Source organism: Acinetobacter sp. LoGeW2-3, assembly GCF_002688565.1.
In the GTDB taxonomy this organism is placed as follows: domain Bacteria; phylum Pseudomonadota; class Gammaproteobacteria; order Pseudomonadales; family Moraxellaceae; genus Acinetobacter.
On sequence record NZ_CP024011.1, the window covers coordinates 742,964 to 769,603 of the forward strand.

The following is a 26,640-nucleotide window of genomic DNA, read 5'->3' on the forward strand; positions in this document are numbered from 1 at the left end:
AAGATTCAGGTTTTACATTCCAAATTGAAACAAAAAAAGAGCAGTGCTTTTGCACCGCTCTTTTGCATTATAAATCCTAGAATTTGTAAGTATAAGTTGTTGCAACACGATGTTCTTGCAGATCAGCAAAACCAGGTACGTTACGATAATCTACATCGATAAACATGTACTGGAAGCCTAAACCTTTCAGCTTACCTTCAGGTACAACATAGTTCACAATCACATTGTTTTCGTCTTCTTTACCGCGCGTGCCATCATTATTTTTAATATTCCAGCCATCATAATGACGAACTGTTGCAGTTAGACCCGGTGCACCAACGTCTTTAAAATCATAGGTATAGCCCAAGCTCCATGATTTTTCATCACGACGGATAAAGCTTGCTACTGACCAGTTGGCTAAATAAGGCTGTGGCACCCAGCCAGCCAAAGTTGGGAAGAATGGTGAATGATCTATTGCATCTTTACCAGCTCCAGTAATTTGACCATGATCTCCAAACATCTGTTGATAGCCAGCATCTAATGTGTGGTTACTATGCGTCCATGCACCTTTTAATGAAAGTGCCTGGCTGTCGATATCACCAAAAATGGCTTCACCAGATTCACGGTTATCGAAATAACGCGCATGAGTTGCAATCTTGTTTTTGTCATCCAACTTCTTATTGTATGTCACACCAAGATAGTTCTGACGATAGATATTGGTCACATCACCATAGAAGTAACTAAGACCAAGTTCAGGCGTTGCTTGGTAGTCAACACCTGCAACATACATCCCTTCATTCTTATGTCCTTTATTCACTTCTTTTGCAGACACTTTATTGAGAGGGTTTGGCCATAAGTAGAAATCATGTGCCTGATTTTCATAACGAGCATTGATACCATCTAAATAACCCAAAGTGATTTTGGTTTTATCGATATCCTTAGACTCTAACCAAACACCATTATAGGTAGTGAGTAATTGACGTGATGGGTCAAAGTGTACCACTGGTGTTGCAGGCAGAATTTCACCTACACGAAGTTCGGTTTCAGAAACTTTCGCTTTTAAAGTAGCCCCTACTTTACCGAAGTCACGCGCCTGTTTACCATCTTCAAAAGGCAGAATGTAATCGTCAGCTTTACGGTCTCCACTTAGGCGTACTGCATGTTGAACCAGTACATCTACACCCACTTTCACTGGACCAACATCAGCATAACCAGACTTAGCATCCAAAGTCACACCTTGTGACCAGCTACCAAAATCTTTTGATGGTGTATTAGCAGTACCTTCAATTTGACGATCTAAATAAAAGTTTCTAAATTTTAATTGAACATTACTGTCGTCAATAAAATCAGCCTGAGCAGCTGTTATTCCTAAAGTCGCTGTTGCAGCAATGATTGCTATCCATAAATTATGACGACGCATTTTCTTTGTCCTTAACCAACATAAGAAGTAATGGCAGCATCATGCTTAACAACGTATTTATTTAAAATCCGACCACAGTATTAACTTTTCGATCTCAATTATTTTTCTGGGTTCATTTGAATATATTTGTCATTTTTTTAATATTTTTAAAATCTTAGAGTATTTTTAAGTTTTTACTAATCAATGAAAATAACTCTTTGTTCTATATTTTAAATTCAATATTGAAAAGCATATTTAACCTGTAAATTCTATTTTTTAATCGTTTTCATGTTTAAGACTTTTTATAATACCTCAAAACTATAAGTTGTATTTATAAGAAATATGAAGGTTATTTAATTCAGTAGATTTATTTTGAAGTTCAACTATTTATTCATAACAGCGTATATGATTTATTTCTCAATTTATTTTCTATTTTGTTGCTGAAATATTTTTAAATTTTAAAAATAAAAAAAGCACCCTTTCGGGTGCTTTTTAAAATGGCAATCTTAAAAGATTAAATCATTCAAATTAAGCTTGAAGCTCTTTCGCTTTCGACATAGTCAATGCCAAGTCTTCAATCATGTCTTCCTGACCACCAACTGTGCCACGACGACCAAGTTCCATCAGGATTTCACGAGCAGACACGCCATATTTCGCTTCAGCACGTTTAGCGAATAACAGGAATGAAGAGTAAACACCTGCATAACCTAGAGTTGCAGCATCACGGTCTGCACGAATCTGATGTGTCATCATTGGAATGATCAGATCTTCCGCAACGTCTTGTACTTTAAACAGGTCAACGCCAGTTTCCATTTGCATACGGTTGGCAACCGCAACAAACAGCTCAAGTGGCGTATTACCTGCACCAGCACCCAGACCCGCAGAGGCTAAGTCGACACGTGTTGCACCTGCTTGTACAGCAGAAACAGAGTTGGCAACACCCATACCTAAGTTATGGTGACCATGGAAACCGATTTCGATGTCTGAACCTAAGTTAGAACGTAAGATACCTACACGGTCAGTCACGTCTTGCGGAAGCATATAACCAGCTGAGTCTGTTACATAGATACAGTTTGCACCGTATGACACCATTTTTTGCGCTTCTTCAAGAAGTTTTTCTGGAGAAGCCATGTGCGCCATCATTAAGAAGCCCACAGTGTCCATACCCAGTTTACGTGCAGCAGTAATGTGCTGTTCAGAAACGTCCGCTTCAGTAGAGTGAGTTGCAACACGAATAGTTGCCACACCTACATCATGCGCCATTTTCAGGTGATCAACTGTACCGATACCAGGAAGCAAAAGTGCAGACACTTTCGCTTGTTTCAGTTTAGGAATAACTGCTGTTAGGTATTCTTCGTCAGTTGCTGCCGCAAAACCGTAGTTTACAGAGTTACCGCCAAGGCCGTCACCATGTGTTACTTCGATTAAAGGTACACCTGCATCATCCAGCGCAGTGGCAATCGCAACCATTTGTTCAGGTGTAGTTTGATGGCGCATTGGATGCATACCATCACGTAAAGTCATATCATTAATAATAATCTTAGACATGAAGGTGCTCCTTAAGCTTCAACTGCATTTAAAACACGTTCTGCGAACATTTCTGCGGTACGTGCAGCTGCTGCAGTCATAATGTCGAGGTTACCTGCATATTTAGGCAGGAAATCACCCAGACCTTCAACTTCAAGGAAGATCGATACGCGGTTGCCATCAAATACTGGACCATTGACCAGTTTGTAGCCTGGTACGTATTTTTGAACTTCTTTGATCATGGCATGTACAGATTCAGTGATCGCAGCCTGATCTGGTTCACCCTCAACCAAGCAGTGAACAGTGTCACGCATCATCAATGGTGGCTCAGCAGGGTTAATGATGATGATCGCTTTACCTTGTTTCGCACCACCGACTTTCTCAATCGCACCTGCAGTAGTACGAGTGAATTCGTCGATGTTTTTACGCGTACCAGGACCAACTGATTTAGTAGATACAGTTGCGATGATTTCGCCATAGTTTACAGGCTGAACGCGAGAAATCGCTGCAACCATAGGAATAGTTGCCTGACCGCCACAAGTCACCATGTTTACGTTTGGCACTTCACCTTGTTCAAGTAAAGCTTCAAGGTTTACAGGTGGTACGCAGTATGGACCGATCGCAGCTGGTGTTAAGTCAATCATTAACACGCCAAGCTCGTTCAGCTTACGGCTGTTTTCAGCATGTACATAAGCAGAAGTTGCATCAAATGCAATTTTGATGTCGTCTTCAATGACATGAGGAAGTAGACCTTCTACGCCTTCAGCAGTGGTTTTTAAACCCATTTTCGCTGCACGCGCCAGACCTTCAGAAGTTGGGTCGATACCCACCATCCATACTGGTTCTAACCATTCGCTACGTTGCAGTTTATAAAGCAAATCAGTACCAATATTACCTGGACCGATCAATGCACATTTAATCTTTTTCATGAATGTACTCTCTTGTATTCCCTTATTCAGCAGCAAAAGCAGCTGTTACTGAACCAAAGCCTTCAATTTCAACTTTGAATTCATCGCCCGGCTGAGCCACAACCATTGGACCTAAAGCACCAGTCAGAATGATGTCGCCTTTTAATAATGGACGACCGCGACGTACCATTTCGTCAGCCAGCCATACAGCAGCATTTAGTGGATTTGCCAGACATGCTTTACCCACGCCTTGAGAAACCACTTCTTCACCGCGAGTCATGACCATCTTGCAATTCACAAGGTCAAGGTTTTCAAGTTTTACAGGCTTAGAGCCCAGAACGAATGCAGCAGAAGATGCATTATCAGCCACTGTATCAATCAGGCTGATTTTCCAGTTTTCGATACGGCTATCCACTACTTCTACCGCAGGCAATGCATAATCAGTTGCACTGATGATGTCTGCATACGTGTGTTTTGCTTTGGTTAAATCTTCTTTGATCACCAATGCAATTTCTGCTTCAACTTTCGGTTGAATCAATAGACCTGCAGGAATCGCTTCACCATCGCCATAGGCCATGTCGGCAAACAACATACCGAAGTCAGGTTGGTCTACACCGAGTTGCGCTTGAACAACTTTAGAGGTTAGACCGATTTTACGACCAACCAAACGGCGACCTTCAGACAATGCACGCTCTGTGTTAACTTCCTGAACGGCGTATGCGATATCCACGTCAGCACTTTCGCCACCCAATTGTGGGCGGATCGGTGCGATCGCAGTTTTTGACAATTCAGCGCTACGTAATGCTTGAGCAACTGATTCAACGACAGCAGAATTCGACATCAATGTTTCCTTAAACTGCAAAAATGAGGTTTATGCTGGAATCCAGAACAGGACCTGACCAAGCGCAAAGAAATCTTCTGCAATTTGGGAAATTGGCCGATTCTGAAAAGAACATAAAAATAAACAGTCTAAGAATCGGAAAATTAATGAATGAATGCCAATAGTTATTTTATTTTTCGCTATAGCTATTATCTATAAATATTTCTTATATTAATTTATATAAAACAATTACTTAATTATTTAACCCAGACAAATTCCGAGTAAAATCCTCAGCAATATTGGCGGTTTAAATTGATCAAGTTTGCAGCTTTAGACTAAAAGATTAGACTAAATGCACGAATTTAATTCAATGACAGGCATTCAATCTACATATATTGCCTGTCATTTCATAGAACCCAGAATACCGGATTAAATTGCTTCCTTCCATTGGACTTTAGCCAATAAAAACTCATGTAAGCTGCTGACATCATTCACAATCGACAGTGGATTAAACTGCGCCAAAGTTTCTGGTGTATGTACGCCATAAGCCACACCTACACTTGGCATGGCAATATTCAGCGCCATTTCCAGGTCGTAAGAGGTATCCCCCACCATAATTGCTTCATGCGCATGTACATTTGTTTCTGCCAGAATTTCAGCCAGCATTAAAGGATCAGGTTTGGAGCGTGTTTCACTGGCAGCACGGGTGGCATGAAATAGGTCCACACTCTTGGTCTGATTGAGCACTCGATCTAAACCTTTACGGCTTTTACCTGTAGCAACAGCTAGTTTGATTCCCTCGTCTTTTAAGGCATAAAGCATTTCAGAAACACCCTCAAACCAGGCATCTTCAACAGAGTTCGCCACATAATGATCTGAATAGGCTTGCAAAATATCAGCATGTAATTCTGGCACACTTGGAAATAGTAGCTGCGCCACTTCTGGCAAACCCAGCCCGATAATGCTTTTGGCGTCTGCATCAGTTAACGGTTGCTGAAATTGCTGTGCGGCAAACTGCAGGCTCGACACGATCTGACCTACTGAATCAAATAAAGTGCCATCCCAATCAAAAATGACCAGTTTTACAGGGGAATTCATATAAGGTTCCTAGTATTTGATTCAGTAGAAGAAGATTCGCTACTTCTTGCGTGCAAATTCAAAACATAAATAAGCTTTCGTAATATCCCCTCTCCTTCTAGGAGAGGGTTAGGGAGAGGTTAAATTCATTCATAACCTCGATCAGCTTCAATGTCGAACTGTTTTCGTATAGGTATTATCTACTTTTCAAGGATGAAAAGTAGCAAAAATCCTTTGTTACTCTGATGGCACGTCCCTGTACTACAGAGTAACGGCGACATCCATGTCGCCTTTCATTGATTTAGAAATTAGCTTGAATTCCCTAACCCTCTTTAATAAAAAGAGGAACTCCCCCACTTAAATAAAGCAAAATGAGAGAAGGCACATTAAAAAGCTAAATATTACTCATCATCTTCCGCGGGCGTTACTACCTTATCCGCCTTTTGCGCACGAAGCTGAGCTACAAGACTCTGCATATCTTCCGGTAATGGTGCTTCGATGGTCGGATAACCTGGAATCTCTAGACGCATGGCATGCAAACATAAACGACGAGGTTTTGGACCACGATATTCAGTTTCATGACCGTATTTCTCATCACCCACCAGTGGATGACCAATACTTAAACCATGTACACGAATCTGATGGGTACGACCAGAAAGTGGAGATGCATACACCAGTGTTGCATGCATAAAACGTTCCTGCACATTCCACTGGGTTTTCGAATCCTTACCTTCTTTAGAGACACGGACACGACGTTCGCCATTCGAAAGCTCATAACGATGTAAAGGTGCATCAATTAATTGCTTGTCCAGGCTGACTTGACCTTTTACCACTGCTGCATAGGTTTTTTTAATCTTATGTTCACGTAATAAATCTTGCAGAGTTTTCAGCACGCTACGTTTTTTCGAGATCATCACCAGACCAGACGTATCACGGTCAATACGGTGGATGAGTTCTAGGTATTTTTTACCCGTTGCTGCACGCAAGCCTTCGATCAGACCATAGGCCACGCCGCTACCGCCATGCACAGCAATACCCGATGGTTTATTCACCACCATCAAGCCTTCATCTTCATAAATCACACGTGCCAACAGACCTTGTGCCACCTTGTCAGACACTGGCGCAGCAGATTCATCTTTTTGTTCATAACGGATGGGCGCGACACGAATCTGGTCACCAATCGCCAGTTTAGTTTCTGCCTTAATTCGTTTTTTATTGACGCGAACCTGGCCTTCACGGATCAAACGATAGATGCGGCTTTTGGGTACACCTTTCAGACGGCTAAACAGGAAATTATCGATTCGCTGTCCATCTTGGTGTTCATCCACCTCAAACCACGTGACGTTTTGCCATTGTTGCGTAGAATTCATACAGTTACTATGACCTAAAAATTGATTGAAATTGATTAATAAGTGACCACTTAGGCTATGCTTTACACAAGAAACATAAGCTTAGCCCATAGGCAGATGATTCAAGGTTTGATATAGTCAGCGCACGGAAACCATCGTTTGTGAGTAAAAGTTGGTGCATGACAGATTTATTTCTGTACATGATCATTCAATTAAACCCTCACATAATACGGGAAGGTCCCAAAAGAATTATGCCGACGCCGAAGGCTTATTATATCGGCAAAAAAGCAAACTGTTGCGTTTAATTGTACCTCAGGTACATAAATCAGTTTGTCTGAAAAAATATGTCGCCAACTTAGTTGGCTTTTAAACGTAAACTGATACACATCAGATTAGTCGCACCCTGAAGACGACTTCAGGCTACAGCGTTTGATGCATTGGATCTGCACAGTTTGTAAAGGTACGACGATAATTCCGTATCAAGACACTCTATCTACAAAGAAGGGATGATCTTCGAGCAATGTGACAGTGAAAGTTACTCACATCCAATGCACCGCTCGTCCGCCAGTGAAGCGTTCAGGTGACTTTAATCGTTTAAAGATTGAAGCCGTATTGCCATCATCAATACGTGAATCAAAAAACCGAAGCTGATCTATATCAAAATAGACGCCGGGAATAAAAGACTCAGACCACAATGAAATTCATTGCAGATCTGGGCCATTGATCCGTGATGTTTGATGTTCGCTACGTGAATAGCGATTTTTTGCTGTGTATCACTATAAGGTGTTACACCCATGAAACGTATGTTGATTAATGCAACACATGCCGAAGAAATTCGCGTTGCACTTGTCACTGGTCAGCGTCTTTACGATTTTGATTTAGAGAATCGTACCCGTGAACAAAAGAAATCTAATATCTATAAAGGTCACGTGACTCGCGTTGAACCTTCTTTAGAAGCTGTATTCGTTGAATACGGTGCGGGTCGTCAAGGTTTCTTGTCGATGCGTGAAATTGCCAATACTTATTACAAAGCAGATCCTCGCCAAACTTCAAATATCCGCGAACTGATTACTGAAGGCACTGAGCTTTTGGTACAGGTGGAAAAAGAAGAACGTGGTAATAAAGGTGCTGCCCTTTCTACTTTCATCTCTTTAGCTGGCCGTTATTTGGTTCTTATGCCAAATAACCCGAAAGGTGGCGGTATCAGCCGTCAGATTTCGGGTTCAGTTCGTGAAGAATTGAAAGAAATGCTAGCCTCTTTAAATGTGCCACGTGGTATGAGCGTAATTGTTCGTACCGCAGGGATCGGTCGTTCTCAAGAAGAACTGCAACTTGATCTTCAACATTTGATGGATCTTTGGGCACAAATCCAAAGTACTGCAAACTCTGGCCCATCACCTATGCTGGTACACCAGGAAGCAGGTGTAGTGACTCGTGCCATCCGTGACTATTTACGTGATGACGTTGCTGAAATCTTAATTGATTCTGAGCAAGCGTATAACGAAGCCTATAACTTCGTAAAAGCAGTAATGCCACGTCAGCTAGACAAGCTAAAAACTTATACTTTAAATGAGCCTTTATTCGCTCACTTCGGTATCGAAAGCCAAATCCAAACTGCTTATGAACGTGAAGTAAAACTTCCTTCTGGCGGTTCGATTGTGATCGACCAAACTGAAGCATTAGTGTCAATCGATATCAACTCAGCAAAATCAACGCGTGGTCAGGACGTTGAAGATACAGCGTTAAATACCAACCTTGAAGCTGCTGAAGAAATTGCCCGCCAATTACGTTTACGTGATATCGGTGGTCTGGTTGTAATCGATTTCATTGACATGACCAAAGACCGCAACCAGCGTATGGTTGAAGCGAAACTGCGTGAAGCAACACAAAGCGACCGCGCACGTATCCAGTTCGGTCAATTGTCTCGTTTCGGTTTGATGGAAATGAGCCGTCAACGTCTGCGCCCTTCTCTGGAAGAAGCAACTGGCTATGTATGCCCACGTTGTCATGGCACAGGTATGGTTCGTGACCTGCGTTCTCTATCACTTTCTATCATGCGTAAAGTGGAAGAGATTGCACTGCGTGAACGTCATGGTGAAGTTCAGGTTGAAGTACCGGTTGAAATCGCAGCATTCTTATTGAATGAAAAACGTCACAGCTTGGTTTACCTGGAACAAACTTCAAGTACTCGTGTGACTGTATTGCCGCATCCGCACTTGGAAACGCCACATTACGAGATTTCTTATAATCCTGAAGGTTTCGCACCGACTAGCTATGAACGCACTGAAGCAACACGTTCAAGTGAAAAAGAACTGGGTTATGAGTCTTCTGAATGGCATTTAGAAGAAGAGCAACATGCTCAACAAGCCGCAGCTCAAGCCCCTGCGCAACAACAAAACAACGGCAGAAATAATAAACGTCGCAATAACCAAAATCAAAACCAGAATGCACAACAAGCACCCGTTGCTCAACAGGCACCTGCTGCTCAAGTTGCTGCTCCTGCAGCCAGCCCATGTGCATGGTTAGAAAACCTGTTTGTACAAAAACAGGCGGCTACTGTTGATCAATCTCGCACTGCCAATAATGCAGCTGCTGCGATTGAACAAATGATCAATGGCGGCGCGGTAAGTCGTGGTCAATTCGGTCAAGTTGCTGCACCTGTTGCTCAACCAGCACCGCAACATACCGCTCAACCAGCACCACAACCTGCTGCTGCACCAAGCAGTAATGCTTATCTTGCACCATCCACTGTGGCGCATAAGCCAGAGCGTGATCTTGCTGAAAAAGCTGAACGTGAAGAAAAATCACAACGCAGCCATAAAAAACAGCGCAACAACAAGCATAAAGAGCAGCGCGAGCCGCAACAACACGACAATGCACCGCAACAAGTGCATGAAGAAGTGGTTCAGTTGTCTCGTCAGGAACAGCGTCAAGAACAACGTGAGCAAAAGCGCAAGAATCCGCGCCATCAGCAAGAGCACAATCAAGATGCCCAAGCTGAACAGCAAACTGCTGTACCACGTCGTGACCGTCGCAACCAGCAACGCCCAGAACGACCAAATCGCCACCGCGATCAAAGCGTGCTGAATGAACAGGCTGCTGCACCTCAAGCTCCTGCTGTTGTTGAAGCACCAGCTGCTAACGAACAGCAAGTCCGTGTAGAATTGATTGATGCACCGCGTCAAGACGTTACACCAACAGCAATGGTGGTAAATGTCGATCAGGGCCAAAGCGAAATCGTGGCACTGAACGGTACTACACCTGTAGTGGCTGCTCCTACTGAAACTGCACCTGAAAAGGCGCCAGCTGTAGCAACAATGGCAGCAGAACTGAAAGAAAAAACTGAAACGGTTGATCTGACTGAAGCCCCTGCTCCAGCAGCAGCGCTTGAACAGGCAACGCCGAAAGCTGAAAAAGCTCGTGCCAGCAATGACCCACGTCAACGTCGTCGTGACCGTCGTGCCGCACAAGGCCAACAGGCTTCTCAAGCCGCTCAGCTTCGTCCTTCACAAGTACCGACCCTCGGTCAGTACACTGTAGGCAGCCTGATCCGCCATGTATACGGTGAAGACTGTTCAGTACTGATTGAACAGTTCGGTCTGATGGCAACTTTCAACCGTGCGCTAGACAAGTTCACGAAGCAATATAACGAAAGTGTTGTTACTGCAGCGACTGCCGAGAAAAAACCGGTAACGCGTGATGTGGAAGTGAGTAAAGCGCAACCAGAACCAGAACCAGCGCCGGTACTAGATCTGACTCCACCAAAACCGGTATCAGAAAAGCGTGTAGCAAACGATCCGCGTGAGCGTCGTCGTTTAGCTAAACTTGCTGCTGAACAAGCACTGGTACAAGCTAAACAGGCTGCTCAGTCAGAAGAAAAAACTGAACAGGCTGCTCAGTCAGAAGAAAAAACTGAACAGGCTGTTGCTGAACCAGCAGCAGAAGCTCAAGCTGTTGCAGCACAGTCTGCAGAAACTGTAGAAGTGCTGAATGCTGAACAGCCGACGAAAGCAACACCTGAACAGGTTGTTGAAGCAGCTGCGGCACCTACTGAAACAGAAGCACCTGCTACGGCAGAAACAGCAACTGAAGAAGTCGCACCAGCAGCTGAAAATACCGCTGAAGCAACTGAAGTGAAAGCTGAAACAGTGGAAACGGAAGCGGAAAAGGCAGAGAAATCTCCTGCCCGTCCACGTCGCCCACGTGGCCGTCCACCGAAGAAAGCCAATACTGCAACTGAGTCATAATTCGCCCAATTGCAGTAATCTAAAAAAACCTAGTCATTTCGGTGACTAGGTTTTTTTTGCTAGATTTTGTCAAATTAGGTTGATTACTCTTTAAATCAACCATTAAAACTACAACAGACAGTTATTGCATATTTATTGCGCGTATCGGATACGTAAAAGAAATAGGATTACCATGAGCCAAACCACACAACATGATCTGATTGGTATTGCTGATGTCGCAGCCAAAATCCCCGCTTTCCTGAAAAAAGTGCCGAACTTGGTAAATGGACTTAGGCAGGCTTATTTACGTACCCCCAATACTGCTGCAGGTCTGGGCCTCGCCTTTGAGAAAGCCGTACAGCGTAATCCGGAAGGCATTGCCCTACGTTTTGAAGATCAGAGCTTTAGCTATGTTGAACTGAATGGCTGGGCGAACCAGATTGCACACTACTACCTGTCACTCGGTGCGAAAAAAGGTGATGTGGTTGCGCTGATGGTCGAGAACCGCCCTGAAGTGATCGCGAGTGTGATTGGCCTGGCCAAGCTCGGTGTGACTATTGCCCTACTGAATACTTCACAAGTGGGTAAAGTTCTGGCGCATAGCATTAACCTGGTCAAACCAATTGCCGTGATTGTGGGTGATGAATGTCATGCTGCAGTTGCCGAGATTCGTGATGAACTAAATATCGCAGCGGATCGCTTCCACTGGTTTGCTGATCAACCGACCCAGCAAAACCCAGGTCAGGCACCTGAAGGTTTTGTGAATTTGGCTGAAGTGATTGATACTTTCCCAAAATTTAATCCATCGACTACGCACAATGTGCAAGGCAAAGATGGCCTGTTCTACATCTACACTTCCGGTACAACTGGCCTACCAAAAGCCGTGATCTTCACCAATAGCCGTTGGACCCTTGCTTATGGTACTTATGGTCACGTGCTGAATCTGGGTACAGAAGATGTGATGTATTGCACCCTGCCACTGTACCATGCGACTGGCATGGTGGTGTGCTGGTGTGGCGTGATTGCCGGTGCAGGAACCTTTGCGATTCGCCGTAAATTCTCGACCTCTTCATTCTGGAAAGATGTACAAAAATTTGATGCTTCTGCGATTGGTTATGTCGGTGAACTGTGCCGTTACCTGATGGATGCCCCTTCTTCTCCACTAGAGAAAGGTCATCGTGTTAAGAAAATGATCGGGAACGGCATGCGCCCGAATATCTGGGATAAATTCAAAGCCCGTTTTGGCATTGAAGAAGTGCTTGAGTTGTATGCATCTAGCGAAGGCAATGTTGGCTTCAGTAACGTATTCAACTTTGACAATACCGTCGGCTTCTCTCCTACCCCGTATGCCATTATTGAATTCGATAAAGATAAAAACGAGCCGGTACGGGATGCCAAAGGCTGGTGTAAGCGCGTCAAAAAAGGTGAAACAGGCCTGTTGATCGGCAAAATCACCCGCCGCTCTCCATTTGATGGCTATACCGACCCGGAAAAGAACAAGTCTGTGATTATGAAAGACGTGTTCTGTAAAGGTGATGCTTTCTTTAATACGGGCGACTTGGTGCGTAACATCGGTTTCCGTCATGCACAGTTTGTCGACCGTCTCGGCGATACCTTCCGCTGGAAAGGTGAAAATGTCTCTACCACTGAAGTGGAAAACATGCTGACCGAGTATGACAAGATTGTAGAAGCCGTGGTTTATGGTGTAGAAATTCCAAATACCAATGGTCGTGCCGGTATGGCAGCCATTACCCTAAAACCGGAGACTGAGCTGACCGATACTGACCTGAAAGACATGCTAAGCTGCTTCAAGAAATGCCTGCCTGCTTATGCGGTGCCAGTATTCTTGCGTGTACAGCAACAGGTCGAAACCACGGGCACCTTTAAATACCAGAAAAATAAATTGAAAGAACAAGCATTTGACCCGAGCAAAACTGATGAACGTTTACTGGTCTGCTTACCAGGATCGGATGCATATTGTGATGTCACGGCAGAGGTTTTTGCCAATATACAGGCCTATCAATATCGCTTCTAAGTACTGAAGTTGCCTATTTTTTGTGTATATAAATTCAAATTGTTGTATTTATAATCAAACATAGGCAACTTTGTTATTTTTTACTTGCGCTGATTTGATATCTTGCTACAATACGCTCCATCAAACAAAGTGGTGCTTTTGAAACTTTTTAGTTTATTTTGCACTACACAATTAAGCCTTGCTTAGTTGTTGGTTCAGGGCCGTTAGCTCAGTTGGTAGAGCAGTGGACTTTTAATCCATTGGTCCCGCGTTCGAGTCGCGGACGGCCCACCATTATTTTGATACCCCCTGATGGGCCGTTAGCTCAGTTGGTAGAGCAGTGGACTTTTAATCCATTGGTCCCGCGTTCGAGTCGCGGACGGCCCACCATCTTTTCTAAAATTCCTTTTTAGAAACTTCAATCAAAGCTACTTTGATTACCCGAATGGGCCGTTAGCTCAGTTGGTAGAGCAGTGGACTTTTAATCCATTGGTCCCGCGTTCGAGTCGCGGACGGCCCACCATTCTTTCTTAGAGCTTCTTTCTTCCGGCTTGCGAAGAACAGAAACTTGCATATTCCAACCAAGACAACAAACCAATTACGGTTTTGAATTGCCATTCTCGAAATTTTGCTGCACGATTGTTCTAGATGATCTGTTTTTTCTTGGGTTCAGGAAAATTTGGATATATATCTTGCAGTCGGCTGAAACCTTGTTTCACATCCTTGCTTAGGGTTGTTAGCTCAGTTGGTAGAGCAGTAGACTCTTAATCTATTGGTCGTGGGTTCGAACCCCACACAACCCACCAATTTCTTATTTTATAAATTTTTATAATTATATTTTTAGTCTGATCGATCTAGAGTCATCCTGATTTTTTCAGCTTTTAGTATGCCCTCGCCTTCTACGCACTAAGGCAATTTATCATTGATATCTTTGACCAGTTCATAAGAAATACGTGGCAGCACATAATGCTGATCCATCAACTCCTGCTGATTTTCTTTCTGGGTTTTGGCAATATTCATCACCAGCGTCGTATTGTTTTTGACATCGTAATATAAAACCAGGCCTTCCTTGCGATGAACCACCAGCTCCTTACGACTTGGATTTAATTCCCAACGGTCTTTGCGGTAGGTTGAATAAGGGGTTGCCATCTGGTTTTGGAAGGTAAATACCTGACCATGTTGCAGAATACTGCGGTATACCAGACCATCAGGCGAGAGGGTCAGAATAAACATTGCCTTGCCATCTTTGCAGGGAGAAAAGCCATCATTACAGGTGACTTCTGTGTAATAGCGTCCCACAAAGTCGGTTGCATAATCTGGAATAGGACCGCCATTAAAGCCATCTTCCTGCTTTAATGTGGCATGACCGGCAATATCGGTGAGCTTTTTGGCAGATGCAACTTCAGCAGAAACATCTTGATTGGCAAGCGATACGGATACGCCCTCTTTCGGCACTAATGCAAGATCAGCATCACTGATCGGTTTACCCGAATGACGCTCACAGCTGACTAAGCCGAACGCACTCAGCAAGATCACACCGAGCTGATATTCCAGTGTCTTGAAAGCCTTAAAAACCTTAAATTTCATTTAATTCAACTAGATTATGAACAGCCAAGCATTTTTATAAAGTCATAGAGAAGACGTTATTATTAAATTCAGGAACCTTCGTCTTCATGTTAAAGATTTCAGGAAAAATACTTAATCCCTAATTACATAACTTTACGAATAAACGCTATTTAGACACTTTAAAAAGAATAACTTATCTCCATATTTTAATAAGAACACTGTTGTTCTTTTATTCCAATTTTTAAGGAGACCTGGATGGCCAATGTTGGTTTATATCGCTCTAACCGCTCTAACATGATTGCAGGTGTGATGGGTGGTATTGCTGAACGTTTTGGTTGGAATGCAAATCTACTGCGTCTGATTTTTGTGGTGATCTCAGTGATGAGTGCCGCTTTCCCAGGTATCCTGGTTTACCTTGTGCTTTGGCTGGTAATGCCAAAAAAGAAAACTATGGTTGAACATACCCCGTATCAGTCTATGGGCTATCAACGACCAATTCGTGATGTAAATAAAGATCCGCTGTAAGTTTCTTCTCAGGAAGTAAAGTGAATTTAAGTAAGATAAATTAAGTCCGTTTACCCCTTTTGTGCTGTGGCATTTCCCCTAATGTCACTGCTTTTTTTTGCCTGTTTTTAGATACAGAATGAATTGTTAAATTATTTCTCTAGCCTTTGCCAACTGGCTGATTTACCTATAACTTAATTAAAAACCCTTTGAATGGATTCAGGATGACGCAGGCTGAATGGATTGTACTGTGCTTGTGTGCTGTAGCAGCCCTGTTGCATGGCTTAAGCGGTTTTGGCTTCCCGATGATGAGCACGGCGGTACTCTCCAGCCAATACCCGTTGAGTCTGGCCGTCACATTGGTGATTCTCCCCTGTCTACTCTTGAATCTATTGATGCTGAATGCTGATCCCCAGCACAGTCTGCTGCAAAGTATCCGCTATTATTTAAAACATTATTGGCCTCTGATTTTAAGCAGCCTCTTGGGAAGCCTACTCGGAGTAAAACTGCTGCTGTGGCTAAATGAAGGCTATCTCAAACTGCTGCTCGGCACAGTTATTGTATTTTATGTCCTGGATCAGCTTCGTTCTAAACCGCTCCAGAGTAGTCCGCATGTGCTGAGCATGCTGTGTTTTGGCTTATTGGCTGGCGTAATTGGCGGAGCGACCAATGCCATGGCTCCTTTCCTGATGATGTATCTGCTCAGTTGCCAGCTCAGCAAAACCGATATTGTCATTATCAGTAACCTGAATTTCATTGTCAGTAAACTGATCCAGTTGCTATTACTGTTCCCGATCCTGCTCCAGATCAATTCACAACAGCAATCTATCCTGATCGGCATTACTATTTTTGCCTTAATCGGGGTCTGGATTGGCGGGAAAATCCGTCATCGCTTATCACAGCAGCATTTCAAATTCCTGGTGCTTGGCTTACTGGCAGTCTTAGGGGTACAGACACTGTGGCAGAGCGCTGCATTATTACAACATTCAAGTCAGCTTCTTTTAAATTAGTGTATTTTATAAACAAACCTCTTCATAATTAGAAAGATTCTTCATAAAAATTAGTTGTATAAAACAAGGAGTGTGCGTATGACAAGTCCAAATCTTGCTACCACCACCAATGCTATGCCCAAAGGCTTAGTAAAAGGGTGGATCCTGATCATCATCGCGGCCATTGTGTCCTTTGGTCTGTATCAGGTTTTACCTTATGACCAGAATGCCAACAAAGGCCTCGCTCTGTTGGCTTTTATCGGCATTTTATGGCTGACGGAAGCGATTCATATCACCATTACTGCCCTGCTGGTACCTGTACTGGCCGTCATCCTCGCCATGCCCATGGCCAAAGGCGATGAGCTGGAACCGATTACTACACAGGCAGCACTTACCACGTTCGCAGACCCCACCATCTTCCTGTTTTTTGGTGGTTTCGCCCTAGCCTCGGCATTACATATCCAGAAACTGGACCGGAAAATTGCCATGTGGATCATTTCCCTGTCTGGTGGTCATCTCGGTGCTTCGGTACTGGCGATATTCGTAGTGACTGCGGCACTGTCGATGTGGATTTCCAACACCGCAACCGCTGCGATGATGTTGCCACTGGCGCTGGGCTTGCTTTCGCATCTGGATGCTGAAAAAGATCGTAAAACCTTTGTATTTATTCTACTTGGGATTGCCTACTCAGCCAGTGTCGGTGGTTTAGGTACCATTGTCGGCTCACCGCCGAATGCCATTGCCGCTAAAGCACTAGGCTATACTTTTTCAGACTGGATGAAGATCGGCTTACCGATGATGTTCATTATCTTGCCTGCAATGCTGACCAGTCTGTATCTGGTGTTACGTCCAAAGCTAAATCATAAGGTAAATTTTGTTACTGAAGATATTCCCTGGAACCGAAGCCGTATTGCTGCAATGATCCTGTTTATCTGTACAGCACTTGCATGGATTTTCAGTAAAAAGCTGACCGAGAATTTTGGCGTCAGCCAGCCAGATACCTGGATCGCGATTCTGGCAGCCTGTATGGTGGTGATTCTGGGCACAGCCACTTGGAAACAGGTCGCAGATAATACCGACTGGGGCGTACTGTTTCTGTTTGGTGGCGGTCTGACCCTCAGTGCCGTCTTGAAGGATTCTGGTAGTTCTCTGGTACTCGGTCAAACGCTGGCAAATGCTTTTGGTGATGCCTCTCCTTTAGTCATTATCTTCGTCGTGACAGCCTTCATTATCTTCCTGACCGAATTTACCAGTAATACTGCTTCGGCTGCACTACTGGTTCCGGTCTTTGCGGCCATTGCCGACCAGATGGGCATGCCAAAAGAAATTCTGGTCATTGTGATTGGGATCGGTGCTTCTTGTGCCTTCATGCTGCCTGTAGCGACACCACCAAATGCAATTGTATTTGGTTCTGGTCATATCAAGCAGTCTGAAATGATGAAAGTCGGTTTTGTGCTGAATATCATGTGCATCTTTATTGTTTCACTCTTTATTTACTGGTTCTTCCTGTAAAGATTAACGCATTAAAAAAGCACGCTACGGCGTGCTTTTTTATTTTCTAAAATGGATCTCAATCAGTTCAAATCAGGCACTCAATTTGAAATGATTCAGTTCCTGATATAAAGCCGCAATCATATCGGCCCGGCTAATAATACCAACCAACTGCCCTTCATTTAGCACCGGAATATAGTTAAACGAACGCTCCACAAAATACGGCACCAAGTCCTGAATTGGCTGATCTGGTCGAACGGTGACGACTTTCCGGCTCATGATATGACCGACTTCAGATTCCCAACCACTACGGATATCAGCTGCGCGTTCAAACCATTCCACCACCTGATACATCGCCAAAGTCCCGACCAGCTTTTTCTCGGCATTAATAACTGGCAAGCTCATCAGGTTCATCTGTCTAAACTTCGCCAAGGCATGTCGAATATCATCACTTTCCTGCAAGCTAGCAACGTCTTTACTCATAATGTCCTGACACAAGAATGGACTGTCGGCACGTTCACTGGCTCTGCTCTGCGCTTCCAGAATGATTTTCTGTAAGTCATATTCACTGATATCCAGTAACTGGGTTTGTTTATCCAGCACCGCCTGAATATCCTGCGGCTGAATCGTGACTTTCTGGGTCGGCGTTGGATCTTTGGAACGGGTATTGATCTGCAACTGCTGCGGATAGGCCTTACCCAGCATCCGGTTAAATACAATCGCCACCACCATCAGCAAAACCGAGTTCAACAACACCGGATAGAACACAAAAGCATAACCTAGCTCATGAATGGCATCCCCGCCCAATACCGCTGTAATCGCCACTGCCCCACTCGGTGGATGCAAAGAATCCGTACTTAGCATCAGAATAATCGCAATCGCCACAGCCAGACTGAATGCCAGCGTCAGGCTTGGAAACAGCAAAGTACAGGTCACACCCACGATTGCAGCAATGGTATTTCCAACGACCATATTCCATGGTTGTGCCAATGGACTGGCAGGTACAGCAAACAGTAATACCGAAGAGGCACCCATCGGGGCGATATACCAGGCCTGAAAATCACCCAGCGCCCACAGGCTTATTAAAGATGACAATGCCAGACCAATCAGTGCGCCTAAACCACACAGGATACGGTCTTTGACAGGAAGAATTTTAAAATTCGGCTTAAGGCTTTGCAGCCATTCAGAGGAACTATGGAACACGGTCGGCCTGAATTGTTGTTTTGGGGAGTGTGCGCATTATAAAACCCTTGGCTTTAAAGATGTATTTATTTTATATCTTTTACTCATTGGTTTTTTTGCTTATGCTGTGGGAGCTCTATCTAAAAAATATAACAAGAGCCACGCTTAAGCAGCGTATTTTCATCTCTCCAACTAGAATAAGAACTATGCATTTTCTGATCCAGCCTTTGCGGCAAAGTAAAACCGGAATCGCGATACAGCTATTGTTGGCACCCCTGTTGGGATTAGCTTTACTCTATGGTCCCTTGATGTTATTCCTGCTGATCTTGCACTCGTTATTCCTGACAGTGACTTCAAGCTCACCCTTGCTTTCAATAGTAACCTTTATGCTGATCATGTATATTTTCGGGCTGCTGTTTTACCTATGCCTGATCTATATTCCTTTATGTATCAGTCTGTTTCTATTACATCATCTACAGCAGTTTCATATTTTCAGTATTGTTCTGGTCGGTATTTTGGCAACGCTGATTCTGACTTATTTCTTAAGTTCCAATGATCTACTCAATACCCTATTCATGATTTCCTGCTTTAGCCTTCCCTCTATTGGATTTTTTATCTTTCTCAGTCTGCGCACGCATGAGCAGGCAGGATCTGCAGCCGAATAAAAAGCGGCACAGGCAATTGGTGGATAACCTTTGCCACGCCTTCGCAAAATCCTTATAATCAAGCACAATTTTTCTCTAATTTTAAGTGGATGACCATGAGTCGCGCCATATCGCATATTGATACCTTCCAAGGCTTAATTCTTGCCTTACAAAACTACTGGGCGGAGCAAGGCTGCGTCGTTTTGCAACCTTACGACATGGAAATGGGTGCAGGGACATTCCACACTGCAACATTCCTTCGTGCGCTAGGTCCTGAAACCTGGAACGCTGCTTATGTTCAACCATCACGTCGTCCTAAAGATGGTCGTTACGGTGAAAACCCGAACCGTTTGCAACATTACTACCAGTTCCAAGTTGTACTTAAGCCAAACCCGGACAATATCCAGCAGTTGTATCTGGATTCTTTAAAGGCAATCGGTATTGATCCTTTGGTTCACGACATCCGTTTCGTGGAAGATAACTGGGAATCTCCAACTCTGGGCGCTTGGGGTCTAGGTTGGGAAGTTTGGCTGAATGGCATGGAAGTGACTCAGTTCACTTACTTCCAGCAAGTCGGTGGTGTTGAATGCTACCCAGTTACTGGTGAAATCACTTATGGTCTGGAACGTCTGGCAATGTACCTGCAAGGTGTAGACTCAGTTTACGATCTGGTTTGGACCAAAGGTCAGTTCGGTACTGTGACTTATGGCGATGTGTTCCATCAAAATGAAGTAGAACAATCGACTTATAACTTCGAATATGCACCAGTGGACAAGATGTTCGAACTGTTCGACTTCTACGAAGCTGAAGCGACCCGTCTAATCGAAGCTGAATTGCCATTACCTGCTTATGAGCAAGTGATTAAAGCATCTCATAGCTTTAACCTGCTGGATGCGCGTGGCGCGATCTCTGTAACTGAACGTCAGCGTTATATTCTACGTGTACGTACTTTAGCGCGTTCAATCGCAACCAGTTATGTGGCAGCACGTGCGAAGCTTGGCTTCCCAATGGCTGAACCACATCTACGTGATGAAGTGTTAGCGCAGTTAAAAGCACAAGTTGAAGCAGAAGCGGCTCAAGCAGAAAAATCAGCGGAGAACAAATAATGTCTAAACATACAGTTTTATTTGAACTTGGCTGTGAAGAACTTCCACCAAAAAGCCTGAAAAAATTACGTGATGCTTTAAAAGCTGAAACTGAAAAAGGCTTAAAAGATGCAGGTCTGGCTTTCGACGTAATCGAAGCCTATGCAGCACCGCGTCGTCTGGCACTTAAAATCGTAAACGTTGATGCTGCTCAGGCTGATACGCAAAAACGCTTTGACGGTCCTGCTGTTCAAGCCGCTTATGATGCTGAAGGCAAACCGACTAAAGCGCTTGAAGGCTTTATGCGTGGTCAAGGTATCACTGTGGATCAAGTATCAACTTTCCAAGCCGGTAAAGTTGAGAAAGTGTGTTACTTAAAAGATGTTAAAGGTCAAAGCCTGGACGTATTACTGCCACAAATTTTACAGCACGCTTTAGATCAGCTTCCAATTGCAAAACGCATGCGTTCTGCAGCAAGCCGTACTGAATTCGTACGTCCAGTAAAATGGGTTGTGTTGTTAAAAGACAACGACGTGATCGATGCAACGATTCAGGATCATAAAGCAGGTAACGTAACTTATGGTCACCGTTTCCATGCACCTGAAGCGATTATTCTGGCAAATGCAGATGCTTACCTTGATGCCCTTCGCGCTGCGAAAGTGGTTGCTTCTTTTGAAGAACGTCAAGCGATCATCGATCAGCAAGTAAAAGCGCTGGCGGATGAAGTGAATGCGATTGCAATTGTCCCTGCTGATCTTCGTGACGAGGTAACTGCACTGGTTGAATGGCCGGTTGCACTTCGTGCCAGCTTCGAAGAGCGCTTCCTTGCAGTTCCTCAAGAAGCACTGATCACGACGATGCAGGATAACCAGAAGTATTTCTGCTTGGTAAACGCTGAAAATAAATTACAGCCTTACTTCATTACTGTTTCAAACATTGAGTCTAAAGATCCAACTCAAATTATTGAAGGTAACGAGAAAGTGGTTCGCCCACGTCTGTCGGATGCCGAGTTCTTCTTCCTTCAAGATCAGAAACAACCGCTTGCGTCTCGTAAAGAGAAACTGGCAAATATGGTATTCCAGGCACAACTGGGCACTTTATGGAACAAGTCTGAACGTATTGCCAAACTGGCTGTAGCGCTTGCGCCTATTACTGGTGCAAAAGCAGAAGATGCTGAAAAAGCTGCTCTTCTTGCGAAATGTGACTTAACTTCTGAGCTAGTGGGTGAATTCCCAGAACTTCAAGGGATCGCGGGTACTTACTACGCACGTCTTGAAGGTGAAAATTTTGAAGTGGCTGAAGCTTTAGGTGAGCAATACCTGCCTAAATTCGCGGGTGACGTTCTGCCTAAAACAAAAACTGGTACAACGATTGCGCTTGCGGATCGTCTAGATACTTTAACTGGTATTTTCGGTATTGGTCAGGCACCTACAGGTTCTAAAGACCCATTTGCACTACGTCGTTCTGCAATTGGTATTCTGCGTCTAGTGACTGAAAATGAACTGGATGTATCGATCGAAGACCTGATCAAGCTGGCTTTGGCTGCTTATGGCGATGTATTGAAAGACCACGACAAGACTTTGGCGGATGCAGTTGCATTCCTGGAAGGTCGTTACCGTGCGAAATACGAAGACCAAGGCGTTGATGTTGACGTGATTCAAGCGGTTCAAGCGCTGTCACCAAAATCACCGCTTGATTTTGACAAACGCGTAAATGCGGTAAATCACTTCCGTGCATTGCCTGAAGCTGCTGCGCTTGCTGCTGCGAACAAGCGTGTTGCCAACATCCTTGCGAAAGAAGCAGCACCTGAAGGTACTGTGGTTGAAGCAAATCTGGTTGAAGATGCTGAAAAAGCATTATTCTCTGAACTTGCGAAAATCGCGCCAGTGGTTGAGCCGTTATTTGCTTCTAAAGATTACACTGCTGCATTGTCTGCATTGGCTGCTCTTCGTGCGCCAGTCGATGCGTTCTTTGAGGGTGTAATGGTCATGGCTGATGATGCTAACCTGAAAGCGAACCGTTTACGTCTGCTTGCTCAGTTACGTGATCTATTCACTAAAGTTGCAGATATTTCAGTGCTTCAACACTGAGTGTTAATTGCTTGAAATTTAAACAAAACCCCGCTATAAATTAGTGGGGTTTTCTTTTTAAAAATCATATGAAAAAAATTAATAAATCTTGCCTAATATGTTTCTCAAATAACAACAATATACGACAGGCTATTATAAACTTAAGGTTTGTCCTTGAATCTATCGAAGAATTAGAACATATAGCTCTTTGGTCAAGGCTAGCCTCAGCATTAACAGATATCAAATTTGACAGTTATGAACATCAAGAACTAGAAACTTATCTATGCGATCTATATGAATTCAACAGAGAAGATGATGAATATTATGAAAAGTATATGCTGGAACTTACACGCTTCATGTATTTATATAACATTCTAGAATACATAGCTCCTAAAAAAGGAAATCAATATCAACCTGACATACCTAAGTTCAGAAATAATATAGAAAAATACTCAATAGATAGCTATCCAATATATACGGAAAAATATTGTGAAAAATACATAGCTGTTATAAAAAGAGGATTACAGCTAAATTACTTAAACGATCAAAAGATTGAAAAATTTATTAATAACAAGGAAGCCTCAAATCATGTATCAACATCTTTTTATCTTTTGACAAATATTAGAAACTTATTAGCTCATGGTAGAATAAAAGTAGTTCCCAATCCGGATTTTACAGGAGATCATGAAGAAGCCTTATACTTTTCAACTCTCTTTAGAGCTTCTACAATTATTGTAGTCATTTATATTCAATTATATATTTTAAATAATTATAAAAAATTTAATTCAGAGCATATTATTGCTTACCGCTCTGATTATGACATTTTTCCATTAGATGAAAAATTTATAAGTCTGATTAAGACTAATCATTTACTATCAAATTCTCCCCTAATAAGTTTAGGGATTCTTGAAGAAGAAAATATTTTTGATGAAGTGAATCACTATTTAGTAACTCAGTAATGAGTCTAATACTAGAATCAATTGCTATAGGCATATCCCTATATATTTCATATACTCCCCCTAACAACACTCTACAAGAAAGAAGCACATGAAATTTCAAACTCTTATGATGGCAACTCTTGCGGGTATCGCAATTACAGCATGTACATCTCAGCCAACGATTCCACAACTAGAACTTGGGGTATTACAAGAAGTTCAAAACCTTGAGGTTTACCCTGAAACGACGAACAACAGCGCAAAACTGACTAAATTCATGGACAAATGCGTCATCGAATTTAGAGGTCAGCTTGAAAGCAGCCGTGTCATCGAACAATGGTCATTCAAAGGCTTAACCCTGATTGATGCAGGCTCAGCAACTTTCCAGCGTGACAACACCAGCACTGCACAGAAATTTGACCTGCACAGTGAAACCGCTCAAAAGAATTTCCTGGCACTGCGTAACCACTTTGCCAAAGAAGCGATCGAACAGTGTAACTAAGCACCCCGCCCTGTATTTACATCAAATATGGGGCAGCTTCTCTTTCAAATGATCTCTACATAAAACTCCTCCCTTTCTTATTATCAAAATCAGCCAAGTTCACTTCCCTCTTTCTCGTATCAGTTAAGTGAATCGCACAGAAAATTCATTGTTTTTACATCTCCTTCCATTACACTGAAAAACAGCATTAAAGACCGTTATCTCACTCTGCGAGGTCGATCCCCCTATGACCATGAAAACAACGACGATGAAAAAAACCAAGATTCTTAGTACCGCATTATTAATGTGTGCGCCTATTTTTATGCAAACTGTGCAAGCCAGTGAAATCCAGCAGCAAGATGTAAAACCACCGATTGCACCTTATGGTGACAATCCAAACCTGTTACACGTATTTGCTTATAAAACCCAACAGGGCGTAATCAATACCGCTGAAAAAGTGGGGGCAGCGGCAGAAAAAGGTGTCGCAAAAGTAAAACCGAAAGTTGATCGTGCTTGGGGCAATACCAAATCCACCGCAGCGACAACCATTGAAAAAGTAGACCAGACTGCCACTCAAGCGGCACAACAAACAGGTCAGAAAATTCAGCAGACCAAAGACGTTTGGCTCGGTAATCCACAACAGCCCGTCCCGATTGAGCAACAACCTTTAAGCCAGTCCTCAACAGCAACGCAAAGTACTACACCACAATCTAGCTCAGGTGGTGCGACCAGTTATGCAGTGACTGATGATCTGTAAAAGCTGTAGAAAAGTTTCGATTTAAAAGCCCCCTATGGGGCTTTTTGTTTAGTAGCATTGAACATCGGGGAGGCATTATTTAGACTGATATCAGGCGCTCCAAAAGAAGATTATAAAAATGAAAAAAATTCTCCTCAGCTTTATAGTTGGCATTCTGTGCGGTGTCGCAATCCTGTACATCGTTTTACTGGTTTCTGGTGAAACGGTCACTTCTATTGCGGGAATTGATGATGAATTATCTCCTATCCCTAGCCTTTCTACTTCCAATCGATATACTCATAAAGCAGAAGGCCAAAAAATTCAGCATATTGAATATCTGGAGGAAGATGAATTTAAATCTACTGAAGGTAATAAAGCTGATCTCTATCAGTTACCAGGTATGTGTAAGTTAACGATTGGTATCTATGGAGAAACTATTTATAGCTCACGCACTGCTTACTTTCATGAAAATCGCTTAATTTACATGTTTGAAACCGACTATCGAACTTCTTATGGTCAATTCCCCGACCAGAAAATACCTGAGTCCAAACGTATTTATCAAGAAGTAGTATTCAATCCAAATTCCCAACTTGTACAAGATGAATTTTCTAAACTATTGTCCAAGTACATTACCCAAGAAAACCAAAAAAAATGCTGATCAAACTCGATCAGCATTTTTGTTTCTAATAAATAGGTTTTAATTCACCTGACGGATGGGCTGACCTGTCTGAAAGGCTTTTACATTTTCCACCATCTGATCCACGATGCGCTGGCGGGCATCGACACTGCCCCAGGCATTGTGCGGTGTCACAATCAGATTCGGAATGTTTGGATCAAGCAGGACATTACCGTCTTTTGGCGGTTCTACTGTCAGTACATCGGTAGCAGCACCCGCGATTTTTCCTTCACGTAATGCTTGAGCTAATGCTGCTTCATTGACAATACCGCCGCGAGCACAGTTAATCAGGAAAGCGCTTGATTTCATTGTTTCTAATTCAGCATGGCTGATCAGGTCACGAGTTTCTTCAGTTAAAGGGCAATGTAGGCTTAGGAAATCGACCTGTGGCAATAGCTCCGCGAAGGGTACACGAGAAGCATCACCTGAACGGTTCGGCAATGATCCGATAATGACGTTCATGCTAAAAGCTTCAGCCAGTTTCGCCACAGCTTTACCCAATTCGCCATAACCAACAATGCCGAGGGTCTTGCCAGAGAGTTCTACAATCGGCGCATCCAGCAGGCAGAATTGAGTGGCTTTTTGCCATTCGCCTTGTTGTACTTTTTGCTGATAAGATAGAAAAGATGTCGCCAGATTGAGCATTAACATGAGAGTATGTTGCGCGACAGCGGAAGTGCCATAAGCCTGACAGTTACACACCACAATATCGCGTGCTTTGGCTGCTGCTAGATCGACATTATTGGTGCCTGTGGCCGAGATTAAAATCAGTTTCAGTTGAGGGCATTGCTGAATGATTTCGGCATTCACCATAACTTTGTTGGTGATGATGACATCGACATCCTGAACCCGTGCCAAAAGTTCAGCCGCAGAAGTTGCAGGATATAATATTAGCTCATCAAATAAGCCATGCAGCGCCTGAAAGTCAAGATCCTGTTGATCCAGAGAAGCATAATCCAAATATACGGCTTTCACGGCCTGAC

The 26,640-nt window shown here is 43.4% G+C and carries 21 protein-coding genes and 4 tRNA genes; 16 read left to right on the top strand and 9 right to left on the bottom strand.

Going from position 1 to position 26,640, the window contains the following annotated elements:
* Positions 1–76: 76 nt before the first annotated feature.
* The 6 genes from BS636_RS03590 to BS636_RS03615 form a co-directional block, all read right to left on the bottom strand.
* A complete protein-coding gene (locus BS636_RS03590; protein ID WP_099337548.1) occupies positions 77–1,399 on the bottom strand; it encodes an OprD family outer membrane porin in 1,323 nt (440 codons plus the stop codon).
* 507 nt (positions 1,400–1,906) lie between these two features.
* The gene (dmpG, locus tag BS636_RS03595) at positions 1,907–2,926 is read right to left on the bottom strand and encodes a 4-hydroxy-2-oxovalerate aldolase (RefSeq protein ID WP_099337549.1); all 1,020 of its coding nucleotides are present in this window, start codon (positions 2,924–2,926) and stop codon (positions 1,907–1,909) included.
* An 11-nt stretch (positions 2,927–2,937) separates the two neighbouring features.
* A complete protein-coding gene (locus BS636_RS03600; protein WP_099337550.1) occupies positions 2,938–3,834 on the bottom strand; it encodes an acetaldehyde dehydrogenase (acetylating) in 897 nt (298 codons plus the stop codon).
* Positions 3,835–3,856: 22 nt separating this feature from the next.
* Entirely contained in the window at positions 3,857–4,654 is a 798-nt protein-coding gene (locus tag BS636_RS03605; protein WP_099337551.1) for a 2-keto-4-pentenoate hydratase, read from the bottom strand.
* 408 nt (positions 4,655–5,062) lie between these two features.
* Entirely contained in the window at positions 5,063–5,731 is a 669-nt protein-coding gene (locus tag BS636_RS03610; protein ID WP_099337552.1) for an HAD-IA family hydrolase, read from the bottom strand.
* Positions 5,732–6,111: 380 nt separating this feature from the next.
* Complete coding sequence (locus BS636_RS03615) at positions 6,112–7,080, bottom strand: RluA family pseudouridine synthase (RefSeq protein ID WP_099337553.1); 969 nt, start codon at positions 7,078–7,080, stop codon at positions 6,112–6,114.
* 773 nt (positions 7,081–7,853) lie between these two features.
* Between BS636_RS03615 and BS636_RS03625 the strand changes: the two genes are divergently transcribed.
* From BS636_RS03625 to BS636_RS03650, 6 genes are all read left to right on the top strand, one after another.
* Entirely contained in the window at positions 7,854–11,306 is a 3,453-nt protein-coding gene (locus BS636_RS03625) for an Rne/Rng family ribonuclease (protein WP_099337554.1), read from the top strand.
* A gap of 172 nt (positions 11,307–11,478) precedes the next feature.
* Positions 11,479–13,320, top strand: a complete 1,842-nt coding sequence (locus tag BS636_RS03630; protein ID WP_099337555.1) for a long-chain-acyl-CoA synthetase — start codon at positions 11,479–11,481, stop codon at positions 13,318–13,320.
* Positions 13,321–13,517: 197 nt separating this feature from the next.
* A tRNA-Lys gene (locus BS636_RS03635) sits at positions 13,518–13,593 on the top strand.
* A 20-nt stretch (positions 13,594–13,613) separates the two neighbouring features.
* Positions 13,614–13,689: transfer RNA gene (locus tag BS636_RS03640), tRNA-Lys, on the top strand.
* A 57-nt stretch (positions 13,690–13,746) separates the two neighbouring features.
* Positions 13,747–13,822, top strand: a tRNA-Lys gene (locus BS636_RS03645).
* A gap of 207 nt (positions 13,823–14,029) precedes the next feature.
* A tRNA-Lys gene (locus BS636_RS03650) sits at positions 14,030–14,105 on the top strand.
* A gap of 100 nt (positions 14,106–14,205) precedes the next feature.
* Here the strand turns inward: BS636_RS03650 and BS636_RS03655 are convergent.
* Positions 14,206–14,886, bottom strand: a complete 681-nt coding sequence (locus BS636_RS03655) for a hypothetical protein (RefSeq protein ID WP_099337556.1) — start codon at positions 14,884–14,886, stop codon at positions 14,206–14,208.
* 234 nt (positions 14,887–15,120) lie between these two features.
* Between BS636_RS03655 and BS636_RS03660 the strand changes: the two genes are divergently transcribed.
* The 3 genes from BS636_RS03660 (at position 15,121) to BS636_RS03670 (ending at position 17,870) form a co-directional block, all read left to right on the top strand.
* Positions 15,121–15,390: a PspC domain-containing protein gene (locus BS636_RS03660; RefSeq protein ID WP_099337557.1), complete on the top strand. Its 270-nt coding sequence runs from the start codon at positions 15,121–15,123 to the stop codon at positions 15,388–15,390.
* Between the two features lie 203 nt (positions 15,391–15,593).
* Positions 15,594–16,379, top strand: coding sequence for a sulfite exporter TauE/SafE family protein (locus tag BS636_RS03665; protein ID WP_099337558.1), 786 nt, complete (start codon positions 15,594–15,596; stop codon positions 16,377–16,379).
* Between the two features lie 78 nt (positions 16,380–16,457).
* A complete protein-coding gene (locus BS636_RS03670; RefSeq protein ID WP_099337559.1) occupies positions 16,458–17,870 on the top strand; it encodes an SLC13 family permease in 1,413 nt (470 codons plus the stop codon).
* A 72-nt stretch (positions 17,871–17,942) separates the two neighbouring features.
* On the opposite strand, the gene BS636_RS03675 is transcribed toward BS636_RS03670, so the two are convergent.
* On the bottom strand, positions 17,943–19,052 hold the full coding sequence (locus BS636_RS03675; protein WP_099337560.1) for an HPP family protein: 1,110 nt from the start codon (positions 19,050–19,052) through the stop codon (positions 17,943–17,945).
* Positions 19,053–19,237: 185 nt separating this feature from the next.
* Between BS636_RS03675 and BS636_RS03680 the strand changes: the two genes are divergently transcribed.
* From BS636_RS03680 to BS636_RS03710, 7 genes are all read left to right on the top strand, one after another.
* Positions 19,238–19,696, top strand: coding sequence for a hypothetical protein (locus BS636_RS03680; RefSeq protein ID WP_099337561.1), 459 nt, complete (start codon positions 19,238–19,240; stop codon positions 19,694–19,696).
* Between the two features lie 95 nt (positions 19,697–19,791).
* Positions 19,792–20,781, top strand: coding sequence for a glycine--tRNA ligase subunit alpha (gene glyQ / locus BS636_RS03685; RefSeq protein WP_099337562.1), 990 nt, complete (start codon positions 19,792–19,794; stop codon positions 20,779–20,781).
* On the top strand, positions 20,781–22,850 hold the full coding sequence (gene glyS / locus BS636_RS03690) for a glycine--tRNA ligase subunit beta (protein ID WP_099337563.1): 2,070 nt from the start codon (positions 20,781–20,783) through the stop codon (positions 22,848–22,850). The genes glyQ and glyS overlap by 1 nt, the downstream gene beginning before the upstream one ends.
* Before the next feature lie 68 nt (positions 22,851–22,918).
* On the top strand, positions 22,919–23,788 hold the full coding sequence (locus tag BS636_RS03695; RefSeq protein ID WP_099337564.1) for a hypothetical protein: 870 nt from the start codon (positions 22,919–22,921) through the stop codon (positions 23,786–23,788).
* 88 nt (positions 23,789–23,876) lie between these two features.
* On the top strand, positions 23,877–24,266 hold the full coding sequence (locus BS636_RS03700; RefSeq protein WP_099337565.1) for a hypothetical protein: 390 nt from the start codon (positions 23,877–23,879) through the stop codon (positions 24,264–24,266).
* 226 nt (positions 24,267–24,492) lie between these two features.
* Entirely contained in the window at positions 24,493–25,002 is a 510-nt protein-coding gene (locus tag BS636_RS03705) for a hypothetical protein (protein ID WP_099337566.1), read from the top strand.
* A gap of 118 nt (positions 25,003–25,120) precedes the next feature.
* On the top strand, positions 25,121–25,639 hold the full coding sequence (locus BS636_RS03710; protein WP_099337567.1) for a hypothetical protein: 519 nt from the start codon (positions 25,121–25,123) through the stop codon (positions 25,637–25,639).
* A 39-nt stretch (positions 25,640–25,678) separates the two neighbouring features.
* On the opposite strand, the gene BS636_RS03715 is transcribed toward BS636_RS03710, so the two are convergent.
* A complete protein-coding gene (locus BS636_RS03715; protein ID WP_099339592.1) occupies positions 25,679–26,632 on the bottom strand; it encodes a 2-hydroxyacid dehydrogenase in 954 nt (317 codons plus the stop codon).
* Between the last annotated feature and the right edge of the window lie 8 nt (positions 26,633–26,640).